Source organism: Glycocaulis alkaliphilus (assembly GCF_004000605.1).
Lineage (GTDB): Bacteria > Pseudomonadota > Alphaproteobacteria > Caulobacterales > Maricaulaceae > Glycocaulis > Glycocaulis alkaliphilus.
Window position 1 is genome coordinate 1,034,211 of sequence record NZ_CP018911.1, and the last position, 16,074, is coordinate 1,050,284.

Consider the following 16,074-nt stretch of genomic DNA (forward strand, 5'->3'; position numbering starts at 1 on the left):
ACCCTGAAATTGCGGAGAAACTACCGGAATCGGCAGGCACCTGCAATCAGGCCCGTAAATGCGCAAAAATCTTGCGTATATAAGCATGTTGCATGACTATTATTCCGTACGTGACCCGCTGCAGCCGCCGATTTCGTAAACTCTTCGAGAAACCACCATGACGCTGGATGAAACGGACCGCGCCTTGCTGACGCTTTTGCAGGTGGACGGACGTCTGACCAATGCAGAGCTGGCCGAGCGGGTGGGGTTGTCACCCTCGGCCTGCCACCGCCGCGTCCGGGCGCTGGAGGCACGCGGGATCGTGACCGGCTATGCCGCGCTGGTGGACGCAGACGCGGTAGGGCGTGGGCTTACCGTGCTCGTGCTGGTCACGCTGGAGAACCAGCGCCGCGAGACAATGCAGGCTTTCGAGACGGCGGTGGAGAAGGTGGAGGAGGTGATGGACTGCTACCTCACCACCGGCGCGGAGGATTATCTCTTGCGCCTGATGGTGCGCGATGCGCGCGACTATGAGCGCGTCCACCGCGAGCGCCTGTCCGGCCTGCCCGGCGTCGCGCGCCTTGTATCCAATATTGCGATGCGCAAGGTGTTTACCCGCACGGCCATGCCGCTATCTGCCGGTCAGGCGGGCTCGGCAACGCGGAAGGCTGGATCGGGGTCGTAGGCCTCGACCACCTCCTGCATCCATTCGTGAATGTCGCTTTCAGGTATGTCGGCATAGCGCAGCAGGGCCAGCGCGAAGTCGAGTCCTTCCGGCTGGCTGCGATTGATGATGGCATGCATCCCGAGCGCCTCATGGCGCCGGCGGTCAGGCTCGTCCTTGACGGCCACGAAGCGCTGCAGCTCGGGGAAATTCTCGCGGATATAGGGCGTTATCTCGGCTGAGATTTCATAGCGGGGCGCCGACAGGACCAGCGCCCGCGCCTCGGTTACATCAATCGCCCGCAAAAGCCGCGTATCGGACGGATCACCGAATGTCACCGCATACCCGTCGGCGATGGCGGACAGAAAGCGGTCCGGATCGCTTTCAATGGCGATCACCGGAATGTCGAAGCGGGTAAGCGCATTGTAGGCCATGCGCCCGGACGGGGTCATGGCGAAGATGAGGACAGGGCAGTTCAATTCCTCCGGCGCGCTGACGGGTTTGCGGCTGGCGGTGGCATCGGCGATGCGCCGGGCGATCTTGAGCCCCAGCGATGCCCAGGCGGGCGTCAGGGCGAGCGACAGGGCGCTGGCCGCCACCAGAATGCCCGTCAGCTCGGCGCCCAAAGCTGCGGCTATGCCGGGCAGGGCCAGTATTACCAGCCCGAACTCGGACCCTTGTGCCAGCGAAAAGCTGAGCTGCGCGCCGCCCGCCAGGCTCCATCTGTTGATGATGGCCGCAGCCCAGGTGAGGGCCGTCTTCAGAACGAACAGGACCGCCAGCGCCGCGACGATCCAGTGGGCCTGCGCCACCATCATCCGCCAGTCCAGCGCCATGCCGACCGTGATGAAGAAGAAGCCGAGAAGCAGCGCGCCAAACGGCCTGGCTTCGGTACGGATCACCGTCTTGAACGGTGTGTCCGCGATGATCATGCCTGCCAGGAACGCACCCAGCGTCAGCGACAGCTCCAGCGCGCCCGTGGCCGCCGCCGTGGCCAGCACGAGGAAGAGGGCCGCCGCCGTGAATATCTCGTCATTGCGGGTTTTCGACAGCAGGCGGAAGAGCGGCCCGATCACGAACCGGCCGGCCAGCAGCGCTACGCCAACCGCCAGCAACGCTTTCAGCGCGGACATGCCCAGAATGGTGCCCAGATCTCCGCCCGCGCCTTCGGACAGCGCAACGGCGATGACCAGAAGGAAGATGCCGGCAATGTCCTGAAACACCAGCACAGCCGTTGCAGAACGGCCCAGCGGGCAGGTGGCAATGCCACGCTCAGCCAGTGTCTGCGTCACGACCGCCGTCGCCGAAATGCCTGCCGCCGCACCGATCAGCAAAGCCAGCAGCCAGTCCATGCCGGCCAGCCAGCCGACAAGGCCGAAACCGGCCGTACATAATATCATCTGCAGGGGCGCAAGGCTGATCAGATCGCCCTTGCTTTCGCGCACCGTCTTCAGCGAGAAGCCAAGGCCTATATCAAACAGCAGGAAGACGACGCCGAGCTGCGCCAGCAGGCGCGTCGTGCCATTCTCCTCGATCAGGCCAAGACCGAACGGTCCGATCAGCAGGCCTGCCGCGATGAAGGTGACGATGGGCGATGTCTTCAGAAGCCGCGCCAGCATGATGGCGGCGATGCCGACGCCCAGCAGCCAGACCGCCGGCAGGATGGCTTCCGCTTCGCTCATTTTCTCGCCTTTGCACGTTCAGGGTGTATTGTCCGGTGCCGGGACAGGGGAGTTTGCCGAATGATCGACCGTACAGATAGTGCTTTTGCAGCCGCCGCGCTCAGCATTGGCGGTGGGCTGGTGTCAGGTGGCATCATTGGCTCCGTGACCTTCACAGATGGAACCCAGATTGTGAGTGTCATGCTGGGACTCAATGCAGTGTTTGGCCTCACCCTCTGCGCCGCCGGGGCGTTCCTGCACTACCGTTCGCTGGCGCACTAAAGATATGGTAGGATAGGGACATGGAACTTCTGTTGCTGGTCATAAATATCTTTGCCGGTGCGCTTCTTCTGGCGGCACTGGTGCGCATAGCGTGGCCGTATTTTTCTGGTGGCCGCAAGCAACGCCGCAGAGGCACTGGCGGCGGGGCGGACCGGGACACTCTGCACACGTCTGCCGAATAGGGTGAGCGTGCTCTCGCCAATGGCCTTCGCACACGCTACATCCCCGCCATGACCGAAGAACGCTATACCAGCCTTGAGCAGCTCGGCGCCCAGACCGGCGCGCCGGAGAGCCCCGAAGCGGCCCGCCTTGAACGCGTGTCCAACCCTGCGCCGGGCAATGACTATCTGATCCGTTTCACCTGCCCGGAGTTCACCTCCATCTGCCCGGTGACCGGCCAGCCGGATTTTGCCCATCTGGTGATCGACTATGTGCCCGGCGAATGGATCGTCGAATCAAAATCGCTCAAGCTTTTCCTGACCAGCTTCCGCAATCATGGTGCCTTCCACGAAGCCTGCACGATGATGATCGGGCAGAGGCTGGTGGACGAGATTGCGCCCAAATGGCTGCGCATTGGCGGCTACTGGTATCCGCGCGGCGGTATTCCGATTGATGTGTTCGGCCAGTGGGGCGAGTGCCCCAAGGGCGTCTGGGTCCCCGATCAGGGCGTCCAGCCCTATCGCGGACGGGGCTAGCTGTTCATCTCGATAAACCAGTCATTTATCTGGCGTTTATGACAATGAGCGGAGTTTGAACGCGCCCGTCTGACGCCGTTCAGCCTGGCTTCTCTAAACCTCTCATCACTGACGGCGCACTGAAGCGCCCAGCGACGAGATTTGGAGAAAGCAGATGAAACTTCGCAGCGCCCTCGCCCTTGGCCTCAGCATCGTTGTCCTCGCGGGAACCGCGAGCGCGGCAGAGGCTCAACAACGCAACCGGGTCAATATCAGCCAGAGCGGCTATGGCAACGAGCTGGCCGCGCAGCAGAACGGCAACCGCAATGCGCTCGCCATCGAGCAGCGCGGCGGCTACCACTATGTCCAGACCATCCAGGCCGGTTCACGCAACGGCGTGACGGTGGGCCAGGGCGGGTATGCCAATGGCGCCCTCGTCGACCAGCTTGGCCGCAACAACACCGCCGTTGTCGGTCAGGAAGGTGCTTATAATGGCGCGACGGCCATCCAGACCGGCCGCAACAACACCGTGGGTGTCGCCCAGATCGGGTCGGGCCATAGCGCCAACACCAACCAGTCCGGCTCCAACAATGCGCTCGGTGTGATCCAGGTCGGCAGTGGCCAGAGCGCCAATGTGCGCCAGTCGGGCAGCGGGAATGTCTCGCTGGTGATCCAGGGCAGCCATTAGTGCCGGTTCAGCGATCCTCGAACCAGGGTCCCCGTGCGGCGGGGCGCGAAAGCGCCCCGCCGCTTCGGCGTTGGGCACAAGCCCTGCCAACCCTCTGTTCATATTCAGTTTTGGCAGATGAGCAGAGCTTGAACGCGCCGCTCCGCAACCGTTCAGCCAGCTCCCCTTAGAACAGATGCCATGGCCAGTGCCTTCGGGGCCTCGCCAGCATCTGAAGACGCAAAATGGAGACCGCCATGACCCTTCGCAGCACACTCGCCCTTGGCCTTGGGGCCCTGGTTCTTGCCGGAACGGCGGGCGCCGCCGAGGCCCAGCAACGCAATCGCGTTGACATCCGCCAGGCCGGACAGTCCCACGAGCTTTCTGCTCGCCAGCAAGGCTATCAGAACCAGCTCTCGATCAATCAGCAGGGCCGTCATCAGTTCGTCCAGACTATCCAGGATGGCCTGCGCAACGGCGTCGAGGTTCGCCAGACCGGCACCGCCAATGGCGCTTTCGTGGATCAGCTCGGACGCCTCGGCGAGGTGGTCATCCGCCAGCAGGGCTACAACAACGCCGCCAGCGCGGTGCAGACAGGAACCGGCAATACGGTCGGCGTCTACCAGTTCGGCAACAACCATTCGGCCGTCACCACCCAGACAGGCAACCACAACACGCTGGGCGTCATCCAGTTTGGCAATGGAGCCCACACGGCCGTTCACCAGACGGGCGATAACCGCAACGCGCTCGTCATTCAGGGAAGCTGGGTCATCAAGTGACCCGATGGCTTAATTTGAAAGGAGCAGGCAAATGAAACGTTTGACCGGGTTGATTGGCCTCAAGGCCGTACTGGCAGCCAGCGCTTGCGCACAGCCGCCAGATGCCCAGTTCGGGTATGACCAGAGTGGGAACGGCGCGCAGCTTGCCTCATGCTGGGTTGAATTCAGCGAGGGCCCTTCCGGACAGACACGTCTGGAAGCCTATGCCGCGCCGGGACTGGCGGGCAGCTATGAGCTGGATATCCGCCAGGTATCAGCGAGCGGCGATGCCAGCATCAGCCAGTCTGGTGCGTTCAGCGCCGCCGGCGCCATGCCCGAGCTGATCCATCAGATCACGCTCGGCGGGCAGGCCGCGCGGCGTGGCGCCTCGCTCGGCGAGATGATGGCCTCCATGCGCAGCGCAGAGCCCGGCACGACCGTGATCTCTTCGGGCAATGGCGATGCAGGCGTGTACGACGTGCGCTTGCGGTTACTGGACCCAAGGGGCCGCCAGATCTGCGCCATTGAACGCAGCGGCCCGTGAGTGCGGCAGTCCTCTGGACCGGCGGGCACTTTACGCCTTGCCGGTCCAGTGCGTGACGTCCGGTGCCTTGCGGGTGCGTTCCACTGCGGGCACGGCCTGCGTGCCGACATAGATGAAGCCTGCCACGCGTTCATTTTCCGCAAGGCCGATGGCATGCCGCACGCGCGTGTCAAACGCATACCATTCGGTGAGCCATTGCGCGCCAAACCCCATGGCGTCAGCGGCCAGCAGCATGTTCTGGCACACCGCGCCGACCGACATGATCTGCTCCCATTCGGGAATCTTGTGCGGGATGGTCACGCGGGAGATGGCGCCGATCACGACCGGCGCGCGCTCGAAGCGCCGCCGCTCCAGCGCGTAGCGCTCCTCCCCCGCATCTGGCATGTCAGCACGCGCCAGCCCTTCCAGCATTTCCCCGAAATGTGACCGTGCCTCCCCCTCGAACACGATGAAGCGCCACGGGAACAGCTTGCCGTGGTCAGGCACGCGCGCGGCGATCTTCAACAGGGTGTCGAGCTGCTCTTTTGACGGTCCCGGCCGGCTCATGTCTATGGCACGGGTAGAGCGCCGCTTCGCCATCCGGTTCAGCATGTCTTGTGAGGCTTTGGGCACGTTCAGGACATCGTTGTCATCGGGGAAGGCGGGCGGCGAAAAATGGGTCATGGAGGGGAGCATCCGGTTGCTGGGAGTGCAGGCGGCTTTGACGGATAGGTAAAGCCGGACTTATATCATGTATGTAGTGTGACAGATTCAAGCACGCTTTGAGCTGTCCGATCACATGCAGGGAAGTGCGAATGGCTGTCGATGCTGAGCTGGACGATGATCTGAGCCCGGCCGAGCGCCGCAGGCGCAAGGTGCGCGACGCAATCGTCGAAGCGGCCGAGGCCATCTTCACCGAGGAGGGCGAGGCCGGCATTTCCATGCGCCGCATCGCCGAGCGGATCGATTATTCCCCGGCAGCCCTCTACAAGTATTTCGATTCCAAGGAAGCCCTTTTCGACGAGATACGCGAGCAGTTCTTCGAGCGGCTCTACCGGCGCATGCTGGCGGTGGAGCAAACGGTCGCCGAAGGCCCGCGGGTGAATGAAGAATGCCTGCGCGCCTATGTCGAGACCGGGCTGGAGCAACCGGCGCATTACCGGCTGGCCTTCTCCGGCTGGTTTGAATCGACGCTGGATGACCGGGAAGGCACTTATGGTTATGCGGCGTCAGAGCGTCTGGAGCTGATGATCCAGAAGGCGATTGCCGATGGCTGGTTCCGCTCCTGCGACACCTATCTGGCCGCCACATCGGTCTGGGCCGGCGCACACGGGCTGACCATGCTTGCGGTCACGATCCCCGACTTTCCGCGCGGCGGTAAGTCGAAGTGCTCGCATCTCTCGCTGGACGATGTGATTGCATTTCATGCCGAGATGACGGGAAGGGGCTTGGCAACGCCCAAGCTCAATGCCTGGCTGGACGCGCAAAAAGCAAGAAAGTGAACGCTGTTCACTTTTCAAACGCTGTTGATTGACGTATATGTGGTGCTGCCTCTAGCGCGAGGGATCGCACCATGCCCGGCTCTCAGATAATCCGGCGGCACGCCTTTGCCACCAGCGTAGCCACTCTCGCCATTGTTATTGCCGGTGTCGCCGTGCTGGTCAGCGCCCTGCGCGGCGGCCCTGCGCAAGCTGATCTGGCGTTTGCCGAGGCCGCGCCGGCCACCGTTGAAACGCTGGCTGTGACCTATTTGCCATCGGCCGAGATCGAGGCCCGTTTTCCGGGGCTGGTCGCTGCCCGGCGCGAGAGCGCGCTTGCCTTCAACACAGGCGGACGGCTGGAAGCCATCCATGTGAATGTCGGCGACCGGGTGCGCCGGGGCGATGTACTGGCGGAGCTCGATACACGCACACTGGAAGCCCAGCTGGCCGCCGCCCGCGCTGATGCCCGCGCCGCTGCCGCCCAGTCAGCGCTGGCGCGCACGACGCTGACACGCCAGGAGCGGCTGGTAGAGCAGGGCCATGTCTCCGCGCAGCGTCTGGATGAGGCGGGCGCCACGGCCCGCGCCGCAGAGGCGCAGGCCAGCGCCGCCAACGCCGCCGCCCGCGCGCTGGAAGTGCAGCTGGAGCTCGCCCGTCTGGAAGCCCCGTTCGACGGGGTGATTACCCGCCGTAACGCCGACGAGGGCGCGGTGATGGGCGCTGGCGCGCCGCTCTTCCATCTGGTCGAGGACGGGGTGCTGGAGTTCCGCCTGGGCGTGCCGGTTTCCGATGCGGCCCGGCTTGTCCCCGGCAATGACTATGAACTGGAAGCCGGCACCCGCCGCGTGACGGCCCGCCTGCGCGCGCTCACGGGCGTTGTTGATACCACAAGCCGATCGGTGGAGGCCGTGTTCGAGCTGGAAGGCGGGCAGGGCGTCGTGCCCGGCGAAGTGGCCCGGCTGGTCCTGCCCGGCAGCCTGCAGGAGCGCGGATTCTGGGCGCCGCTGACGGCGCTGGCCGAAGGCCGCAGGGGCCTGTGGACGGTCTACCAGCTTACCAATGGCGGCGAGGGCTATTCGCTTGAACCGCGCAGCGTGGAATTGCTGCATACCGAGGGCGGACAGGTCTATTTGCGCGGCGCGGTGGATGAGGGCGCCATGATCCTCTCTGCCGGCCTGCAGCGGGTGACGCCCGGCCAGCGCGTTGTGCCGGTGCGGCCCGGCCAGCCATGAGCACGCTCTTCTACCGTTTCCCGCGTCTGGCGGGGCTGGCCCTGTTCCTGATGGTGGTGGCCGGGATTGCGGCGCTGGCCACGATGGGGCGTCAGGAAGACCCCTATCTCACAGAACGCTTCGGGCGGGTCGTCACACTCTATCCCGGAGCCGATGCAGAGCGGGTCGAGGCGCTGGTGTCCGAGCGCTTGGAGCGCGTGCTGCTGGAACTGGCGGAAGTCGATCAGACCACGTCTGTCTCGCGCGCCAACATCTCGTCGGTCAGCTTTGGTATTCGCGAGGATCTGAACGCCACAGAGGTTGAGCAGGCCTGGACGAAAATCCGCGAGCAGGTGGCGTCCATCCAGGCATCCCTGCCGGGAGAAGCCGGTCTGCCGCGCGTGGTGCGCGAGTATATGGGCGCCTCCAGCATCATCGTGGCCCTGTCCTGGCCGGAAGGATCAGATGCCAGCATTGGCGCTCTGGGCCGGCTCTCGCGTGAGCTGGAAGACCGTCTGCGCGGGCTGGACGCCACCTACAGGACCGAGCTTTTCGGCGCGCCAGAGGAAGAAATCCGCGTCGTCCTTGACCCAGAAGCTGCAGCCGCGCTCGGCATCACGGCAAGCGACGTGGCAGCGCTGCTGGCGCGCTCGGACTCCCGCGCACCGGCGGGGCGCCTGGCTGGCGATGACTATGACTTCATCGTCGAGGTGGAGGGCGCTTTTGACACGCTTGAGCGCGTGCGTGCGGTAACGCTGAGCGGGCGCGAGGGGCGGGGCTTTGTGCGCCTTGGAGACATCGCCACTGTCGAGCGCGCGCGCCGCGAGCCGGACGCCACGCAAGCCTGGTTCAACGGTACGCGGTCGGTTCTGGTGGGCGCCTATGTCCAGCCGGACCGGCGGGTTGATAATTGGGGCCGTCAGGCCGAGCGCCTTGTGGAGCAATTCCGCCAGGCGACGCCCGGACTCGATGTCGATATTGTATTTTCCCAGAGCGACTATGTGGAAAAGCGCCTCTACGGCCTCGCCATCAATCTGGGCTATTCGGCACTGATCGTGTTTGGCGTGCTGTTTCTGATGATGGGCTGGCGCTCCGCACTCATTGTCGGCTCGGCCCTGCCGCTGACCGTTCTGCTGGTCCTGTTTCTGATCAATATGTACGGCCAGCCTTTGCACCAGATGTCGGTGACAGGCCTTGTCGTGGCGCTGGGCCTCCTGATCGACAACGCGATTGTGGTGGTGGATGACTACCGCCTGCTCCGGCGGCGCGGCCTTGAGCGGCTGGCTGCCGTCGACAAGGCGGTGCGCACGCTTTTCGCCCCGCTCCTTGCTTCCACCGCGACGACTGTCTTTGCCTTCGCGCCTATCGCCTTGATGCCCGGTTCTGCCGGGGAGTTCATCTCCATGATCGGCGTGTCGGTGATCTTCGCCGTGACCGCCTCCTTCCTGCTGGCCTTCACGATCATCCTGTCGCTGGCGGCATGGTTTGATGACAAAGCTGATACGGGCGATGGGCCGCGCCCGTTCTGGCGCGATGGCTTGCGGTCACGCCCTCTGGCCTGGGCCTATCGCAAGCTGCTTGATGCCGTGATCGCACAGCCAGCCATCGGCATGCTGCTGGCAGTCATCCTGCCGGTCACAGGTTTCCTTGCGGCCTCCACCCTGCCATCGCAATTCTTCCCGCCGACCGAGCGCGACATGTTCGAAATATCGGTGACGCTGCCGTCAGGCGTGTCCATGGAGGAAACGCGCCGCCGCACCGAGGCTGTGACGGCCATGCTGCGCGAATATGAGGGTGTGGAGGATGTCGGCTGGGTGCTCGGCGGATCGGCCCCGCGCGTCTACTACAATATGCGCCGGGGGCAGGCGGGCCGCCCGAATTACGCGGCTGGCTGGGTGCGCACAATCTCGCCCGCCGCCACCCGCCTCATCACGCAGGATTTTCAGGCCCGTGCGCGCGAAGCCTTCCCCGGCACGATGGTGCTCGCAACACCCTTCGAGCAGGGGCCGCCCACGCCTGCGCCGATCGAGCTGAAAATCGTCGGCCCTGAACTTGCCGTGCTGGATACGCTGGGACAGGACATACGCCGCGTGCTCGCTGCGACGCCGGGCGTCACCTACACGCAGGCCCAGCTGTTGCTCGGCGAACCAGTAGCGCGCCTGTCCGCCGATGAGGCATCAGCCGCGCTGGCCGGCCTGCGTCTGGCCGATGTGGCAGGCCGGGTACGCGCCGACATGGACGGCGTTCTGGGCGGCACGGTGGTGGAGGGCGTCGAGGTGCTGCCCGTGCGGGTGATCGGACCGGCAGACCGCCGCGAGGCCGCAGGCAATATCGCCGCCACCCCGCTGCCCGGACAGGGGCGGGGCGCGATGAGCACGGTGGGCGCGCTGGGCGCCATGACGCTGGTGCCGCAGACCGCCTCCATCATCCGGCTGGACGGGGAGCGCGCGAACCCGGTCTATGGCTATCTGTCGCCTTTCGTGCTGCCGGCACCGGCGCTGGAGAGCTTCTTTGCCCGGCTTGATGCATCGGGCATTGAAATGCCGCCCGGCTACCGCCTGGTGATAGGCGGCGAGGCGGAAAGTCAGGGCGAAGCCACAGCCGACCTCATGTCCACGGCCATTCCGCTTCTGATTCTGATGATCGGTTCGGTGGTGCTGGCCTTCAACTCCTTCCGCTATGCGGGCATCGTGTTCACGGTCGGCTTCCTCTCGGTGGGCCTTGCCCTTTTTGGCGTCTGGCTCTTCGGCACGCCTCTGGGCTTTAACGCCATTGTCGGGTCGATGGGGCTGGTCGGCCTGTCGATCAACGGCACGATCGTGGTGCTCTCGGCCTTGCGTAATTCGCCCGAAGCGCTGCTGGGCGATGCGCTGGCCATACGCGAGACGGTGATGGATGCCACCCGGCACATCATCGCCACGACGCTGACGACAATGGGCGGTTTTGCGCCCCTCCTGCTGGATGGCGACCCGTTCTGGCTGCCATTCGCGGCGGCGGTGGCTGGCGGCGTGGCAGGTTCGGCCATGCTGGCACTGATTTTCGCGCCCGCTGCCTTCGTCATGCTGGTACGTTTCAGGGGGGCAGGCGCACAGGCCTTGCCGGGCCCCGCACCCGCGTCGTAATCGATGTGAGACTTACCGCCCTCACGAAGGACAGTTCGCGATGACCTCACGCAAGCGCAGGCCCGGCATTGAACGCGGCCCGTGGACCGTTCACGGCGAGAAGCTGGTCTACCAGAACCCGTGGATGAAGGTACGTGAGTACGACGTCACACGGCCGGACGGCAAGCCGGGCCTTTACGGCGTCATGGAGCCGGAAAACCTCGCCATCGGCATTTTGCCGGTCTTCGCTGATGGCACGGTGATGCTGGTCGGCCAGTACCGCTTTGCGCTGGATTGCTGGAGCTGGGAACTGCCTGAAGGCGGCGGCCCGCTGAACGAGGCGCCGCTGGATAGCGCGAAACGTGAGCTCGCCGAGGAAACCGGGCTGACGGCTCGTGGCTGGCTGGAATTCATGCAGCTGGATATGTCCAACTCCATCACCAGTGAGCGCGCCGTCGCGTTTGTCGCCTGGGATCTGGAGGCAGGCGAGGCCGAACCGGAAGGCACCGAAGACATCGAAACGCGCCGCGTGCCGTTCGCGGTGGCCTTGCGCGAGGCGATGGACGGGCGCATTCGTGATGCCTTCACACTGGCAATGCTGCTGAAGGCTGATTACATGGCTCGTCATGGGGAGCTGCCCGATGCGGTTTCCAGAGCGATACTGAACCCGGCCGGAAAGGATGACCCCCATGGCCCACGCTGACGCTGTAACCCCGCTCCGGCAGGACACTGATATTCGCGCGCTGTGGAACCGGCTGCGTCTTGAGGCGGCCTCGGTGGCCGCCGAGGAGCCCATGCTGGCCGGTCTCGCCAATGCGGGCATTCTGCGCCATGCCAGCTTTGCCGAGGCACTGGCCCACCGCATTGCGCTGAAACTCGCTGACGGCCAGCTTGATGCCATGCTGATCCATGACGTGGTCAGCGAGGCCATGAGCGCTGACGAGACGATCGTCGGAAGCGCCGCCGCCGACATGCTGGCGGTCGATGAGCGCGACCCGGCCTGCAGGTCCCTCCTGCAGCCGTTTTTCTACTTCAAGGGCTATCAGGCGCTGCAGGCCTACCGCATTGCCCACTGGCTGTGGACGCAAGGCCGCGAAACCCTTGCCTTCCACCTGCAGGGGCGCGTCAGCGAGCTGTTCGGCGTGGACATCCATCCCGGCGCCCGGATCGGCAAGGGCATCATGATCGACCATGCCAGCTCTGTCGTGATTGGCGAGACGGCGGTGGTCGGCGATGATGTCTCCATCCTGCACGAGGTGACGCTGGGCGGCACCGGGGCAGAGGAAAGCGACCGCCATCCGAAAATCGGCCAGGGCGTGCTGATCGGCGCAGGCGCGAAGGTGCTCGGCAATATCAGTGTCGGCGATCACGCCCGCATCGCGGCCGGTTCGGTGGTCCTGAGCGATGTGCCCGCCCGCTGCACGGTGGCCGGTGTACCGGCCAAGCCTGTGGGCGGCTGCTGCGCAGAGCCTGCGCGCACCATGGATCACAGCCTTCCTGATTGATCGGCGCGCGGCGCGAGTTAGGGTGTCGGCCAACCGGCACTGAAGTGCGAATCCGTAAAAACCATTTTCAAGGAGGCTGGCGGCAGCAATGGCCCAGAGCGTTTTCAATCACACCGAAGCCAGCAAGGTTGAGGCTTTCCTGCGCCAGCGCCTCAATCCGGAGCTGAAAGTCCAGATGCGCCAGCGCCCCGACGAGTGCGCGGAAATCTATCTGGGAGCAGAATGCCTTGGCGTTGTCTCGAAGAATGTCGATGAGGGCGAGACCTCCTATTCCTTCGAGATCACCATTCTCGATATTGACCTCGACGATCTGTAAGGCACGCGCGGCTTGGTACTTGATGTCCAGGCGCTGACCAAGACTTTCCCCGGCGGTGCTGTGGCCGTTGATGCGGCCAGCTTCACGGTCGGGGAGGGGGCACTGCTGGCGCTGGTGGGCGAATCTGGTTGCGGCAAGACGACCACGCTGAAAATGATCAATCGCCTGCTGGAGCCAAGCTCCGGCACGGTCCGGTTCAAGGGCGAGGACATCGCCGCGCTGAACCCGGTGCAGTTGCGCCGCCGCATGGGCTGGGTCATGCAGGGCGACGGGCTGTTTCCTCACTTCACCGTAGCCGAGAACATCGCTGTCACCCCCCGCCTGGCCGGCTGGGATGCCGAGCGCACGCGGGCACGCATCGCTGTGCTGCTGGAACTGGTGCAGCTTGACCCGTCAGAGTTTGAGGACCGCTACCCGGCGGAGCTGTCCGGTGGCCAGCGCCAGCGCGTCGGCCTTGCCCGCGCGCTCGCCGCTGAGCCGCCGCTTCTGCTGATGGACGAACCCTTCGGCGCGCTGGACCCGATCACACGCGACAGCTTGCGCGAAGACGTTCAGGCCTTGCGTGCCCGGCTGGGCTTTGCCGCTGTCATGGTCACTCATGACATGGCCGAGGCACTGCTGCTGGCAGATGAGATTGCCGTCATGCGTGCCGGCCGCATCGTCCAGCTGGGGACACCGTCGGAGCTTCTCTCCAACCCGGCGGACCCGTATGTCGAGACGCTGCTGGCCACACCGCGCCGGGAGGCAGAGCGCGTGGCCGCCTTGTCGGCTCAAGGATGATGGAGGCGCTCGCCCAGCCTCTGGCCCTCCTGCCCGATTATCTCGGGGGCCATTTGCGCCTGTCTCTGGGCGCCATGGCGTGCGGCCTGCTGATTGCGCTGCCACTGGGCGTGGCGGCGGCCCGCAACCGGACGATTGCAGGGCCGGCTCTGGCCATTGCAGGCATATTCCAGACCATACCGGCTCTTGCCCTGCTGGCCCTGATGGTGCCTCTGCTCGGCGGACGCATCGGTTTCATGCCTGCCTTCGCAGCGCTGACGCTTTACGCGATCCTGCCGGTGCTCCGGAATACGATAGTGGGTCTCAGGGGCGTTGACCCTGTGGTGCGCGAGGCGGCACGCGGTGTCGGCATGACCCGAGCGCAGAGCCTATTCCGCGTAGAACTGCCGCTCGCCCTGCCTTCCATCATGGCCGGTATCCGCACCGCCTCGGTCTGGGTTATTGGCGCAGCCACGCTGGCGACCCCGGTCGGCGCAGCGTCTCTGGGCAACTACATCTTCTCCGGCCTGCAGACGCGCAACTGGACGCTGGTGATATTCGGCTGCGTGGCCGCGGCGCTGTCAGCGCTCATCATTGATGGCTTGCTCAAGCTGATGGAAAGCGCGGCTGCGCGCCGCCGGGCAGGGCGGGCGCTTGTGTCAGGGGCGGCGCTGGCGGTAATCGCCGCGATGGCTCTCATGCCTGCAGGCCTGTTTGCCAGCGGCGGTGATGCGCGCAGCGCGCGAAGTGCCCTTCACGCGCAGGCAGACGGATTTGGCGGGCAGCCCGTCACCATTGGCGCCAAGGCCTTCACCGAACAATACATACTGGCTGGCCTCATGGAGAGTGTGCTGCGCGATGCGGGCGCGGCTGTGCGCCGCCGGGACAATCTCGGCTCCACCGTCGCCTTTGACGCGCTCATTTCCGGCGAGGTGGATGTTTATGTCGACTATTCCGGCACGCTATGGGCGACGCTGATGCAGCGCGAGGACATGCCCGGCCGCCATGTCATGCTGGCAGAGATCACCAGCTGGATGTGGACGCAGCACGGTGTGCTGGTGCTCGGCGCGCTGGGTTTTGAGAACGCTTACGGTATCGCGGTCAGCCGTGAGCTGGCCGCACGCCGGGCACTCTCCTCGATTACAGACCTTTCTGCAATCGATGGGGTCTCCATCGGTGCAGATTCAGAATTTTTTGCACGCGCTGAATGGTCCGGGCTTCGTGACACCTACGGTCTGGCCCGCGCCCGCACACGCGCGATGGATTCCACCTTCATGTACACAGCCGTGCGTGACGGCGAGGTGGATGCCATTACCGCCTACACGACAGACGGGCGCATCACCGCATTTGATCTCGTTATTCTGGACGACCCGGCGGGGATATTGCCGCCCTATGACGCGCTGGTTCTGATCTCGCCCGCCGCCGCCAGGCGCCCGGCTATAGCACAGGCCCTTGCTCCCCTGCTCAACGCCATTGATGCCGAAGCGATGCGGGAGGCCAATGGCGTGGTTGATCTGGAGCGCCGCGCGGTGGGCGAGGCGGTGGAGCGCCTGCGCGCAAGGCTGGATCCTCGCTTCCCCTGACGCGCTGTTGCAATTTTGCGACACGCACAAAGCTGCACTCACATCTGCGTGCATCGCGCTTCCCACGCTTCGCGTTGGAAAGAACGGATTGGGCATCAGTCATGCCGCGTCAACGCGCGGCGCAAGCGACCAAAAAGGGCAAACTGATGCAAAAACTGGCTTTACTGGCGGCTGTGGCCGCACTCCCTCTCGCCGCCCCTTCCGCCTTCGCGCAGCCGGCTGGCGACTATAACTGGAACGGTTCCTATATCGGTGTGAATCTGGGCCAGGGCAATAATGCCGACTTTGACCTTGATGCCGAGCTGGATGTTGCGTCCGGCTCCACCTTCTTCCCGGGTGCCCTGGCTGGCGGCACCTTCCCCACCATGCGCAGATTTGATGGTGATGGCTGGGTCGGCGGTATCCAGGCCGGCACCAACTGGCACAGCGGCATGTTCGTTCTGGGCGGTGAAGTAGACGTTCAGCTGTCCGATATTAGCTCCAGCATCGCCATCCCGAACGCTCCGGGCGGGGCGGCGAACAATCCGGACGGGTTCACAGACCTGAATTTCGAGGTGGATTACTTCGCCACGGCCCGTCTGCGTGCTGGCGTCGCGCTTGACCGCATCCTGATCTACGCGACGGGTGGCGGTGCCTATGGCCGCGTCGATTTTGACCGCAACTACCGCGTGGGCACTGCCGAAATCACCGATAGCACCACATCAGACCAGTTCGGCTGGACCTATGGTGCCGGTGTCGAGTGGGGCATGACCGATTTCTGGACCCTGCGGGCTGAATACTCCCGTGTGGATCTGGGCAGTGACAGCTTCGACACCAGCTATTCTGACGGCACGATTGGCCGCGCCACCATCGACACCCAGTTCGATGTGATCCGCGCCGGTGCAAACTTCCGCTTCTAGCGCGCGGAACT

Annotated in this window: 18 protein-coding genes; 16 read left to right on the top strand and 2 right to left on the bottom strand. The window is 64.6% G+C overall.

What is annotated here, in order from left to right:
* Positions 1-157: 157 nt before the first annotated feature.
* On the top strand, positions 158-664 hold the full coding sequence (locus X907_RS05015; RefSeq protein WP_127565921.1) for an Lrp/AsnC family transcriptional regulator: 507 nt from the start codon (positions 158-160) through the stop codon (positions 662-664).
* Here X907_RS05015 and X907_RS05020 read toward each other — a convergent pair.
* Positions 622-2,325, bottom strand: a complete 1,704-nt coding sequence (locus X907_RS05020) for a cation:proton antiporter domain-containing protein (protein WP_127565922.1) — start codon at positions 2,323-2,325, stop codon at positions 622-624. The genes X907_RS05015 and X907_RS05020 overlap by 43 nt on opposite strands.
* A gap of 60 nt (positions 2,326-2,385) precedes the next feature.
* Between X907_RS05020 and X907_RS05025 the strand changes: the two genes are divergently transcribed.
* From X907_RS05025 to csgH, 6 genes are all read left to right on the top strand, one after another.
* Positions 2,386-2,586, top strand: a complete 201-nt coding sequence (locus tag X907_RS05025; RefSeq protein WP_127565923.1) for a hypothetical protein — start codon at positions 2,386-2,388, stop codon at positions 2,584-2,586.
* Positions 2,587-2,606: 20 nt separating this feature from the next.
* A complete protein-coding gene (locus tag X907_RS14410; protein WP_170175462.1) occupies positions 2,607-2,768 on the top strand; it encodes a hypothetical protein in 162 nt (53 codons plus the stop codon).
* 48 nt (positions 2,769-2,816) lie between these two features.
* Complete coding sequence (gene queF, locus X907_RS05030) at positions 2,817-3,281, top strand: preQ(1) synthase (protein ID WP_127565924.1); 465 nt, start codon at positions 2,817-2,819, stop codon at positions 3,279-3,281.
* A gap of 154 nt (positions 3,282-3,435) precedes the next feature.
* Complete coding sequence (locus tag X907_RS05035; RefSeq protein ID WP_127565925.1) at positions 3,436-3,948, top strand: curlin-associated protein; 513 nt, start codon at positions 3,436-3,438, stop codon at positions 3,946-3,948.
* A gap of 236 nt (positions 3,949-4,184) precedes the next feature.
* Entirely contained in the window at positions 4,185-4,706 is a 522-nt protein-coding gene (locus X907_RS05040; protein WP_127565926.1) for a curlin-associated protein, read from the top strand.
* 31 nt (positions 4,707-4,737) lie between these two features.
* Positions 4,738-5,229, top strand: a complete 492-nt coding sequence (gene csgH, locus X907_RS05045; RefSeq protein ID WP_127565927.1) for a curli-like amyloid fiber formation chaperone CsgH — start codon at positions 4,738-4,740, stop codon at positions 5,227-5,229.
* Between the two features lie 30 nt (positions 5,230-5,259).
* On the opposite strand, the gene X907_RS05050 is transcribed toward csgH, so the two are convergent.
* Positions 5,260-5,892 (bottom strand): nitroreductase family protein, encoded by a 633-nt coding sequence (locus X907_RS05050; protein ID WP_127565928.1) that lies wholly within the window; start codon positions 5,890-5,892, stop codon positions 5,260-5,262.
* 131 nt (positions 5,893-6,023) lie between these two features.
* Between X907_RS05050 and X907_RS05055 the strand changes: the two genes are divergently transcribed.
* From X907_RS05055 to X907_RS05095, 9 genes are all read left to right on the top strand, one after another.
* Positions 6,024-6,710 carry a TetR/AcrR family transcriptional regulator gene (locus tag X907_RS05055; protein WP_127565929.1) on the top strand — a complete coding sequence of 229 codons (687 nt, stop codon included), beginning with the start codon at positions 6,024-6,026 and terminating at the stop codon, positions 6,708-6,710.
* A gap of 71 nt (positions 6,711-6,781) precedes the next feature.
* Positions 6,782-7,921 carry an efflux RND transporter periplasmic adaptor subunit gene (locus X907_RS05060; RefSeq protein WP_127565930.1) on the top strand — a complete coding sequence of 380 codons (1,140 nt, stop codon included), beginning with the start codon at positions 6,782-6,784 and terminating at the stop codon, positions 7,919-7,921.
* On the top strand, positions 7,918-11,022 hold the full coding sequence (locus tag X907_RS05065; protein ID WP_127565931.1) for an efflux RND transporter permease subunit: 3,105 nt from the start codon (positions 7,918-7,920) through the stop codon (positions 11,020-11,022). Before X907_RS05060 ends, X907_RS05065 begins: the two co-directional genes overlap by 4 nt.
* 40 nt (positions 11,023-11,062) lie before the next feature.
* The gene (locus tag X907_RS05070; protein ID WP_127565932.1) at positions 11,063-11,704 is read left to right on the top strand and encodes an NUDIX domain-containing protein; all 642 of its coding nucleotides are present in this window, start codon (positions 11,063-11,065) and stop codon (positions 11,702-11,704) included.
* Complete coding sequence (cysE, locus tag X907_RS05075) at positions 11,691-12,506, top strand: serine O-acetyltransferase (RefSeq protein ID WP_127565933.1); 816 nt, start codon at positions 11,691-11,693, stop codon at positions 12,504-12,506. Before X907_RS05070 ends, cysE begins: the two co-directional genes overlap by 14 nt.
* Positions 12,507-12,594: 88 nt before the next feature.
* On the top strand, positions 12,595-12,822 hold the full coding sequence (locus X907_RS05080) for a DUF3126 family protein (RefSeq protein WP_127565934.1): 228 nt from the start codon (positions 12,595-12,597) through the stop codon (positions 12,820-12,822).
* Positions 12,823-12,834: 12 nt separating this feature from the next.
* On the top strand, positions 12,835-13,602 hold the full coding sequence (locus X907_RS05085; protein WP_127565935.1) for an ABC transporter ATP-binding protein: 768 nt from the start codon (positions 12,835-12,837) through the stop codon (positions 13,600-13,602).
* Positions 13,599-15,164, top strand: a complete 1,566-nt coding sequence (locus X907_RS05090; protein ID WP_127565936.1) for an ABC transporter permease/substrate-binding protein — start codon at positions 13,599-13,601, stop codon at positions 15,162-15,164. Before X907_RS05085 ends, X907_RS05090 begins: the two co-directional genes overlap by 4 nt.
* A gap of 146 nt (positions 15,165-15,310) precedes the next feature.
* On the top strand, positions 15,311-16,063 hold the full coding sequence (locus X907_RS05095; protein WP_170175463.1) for an outer membrane protein: 753 nt from the start codon (positions 15,311-15,313) through the stop codon (positions 16,061-16,063).
* Positions 16,064-16,074 lie beyond the last annotated feature (11 nt).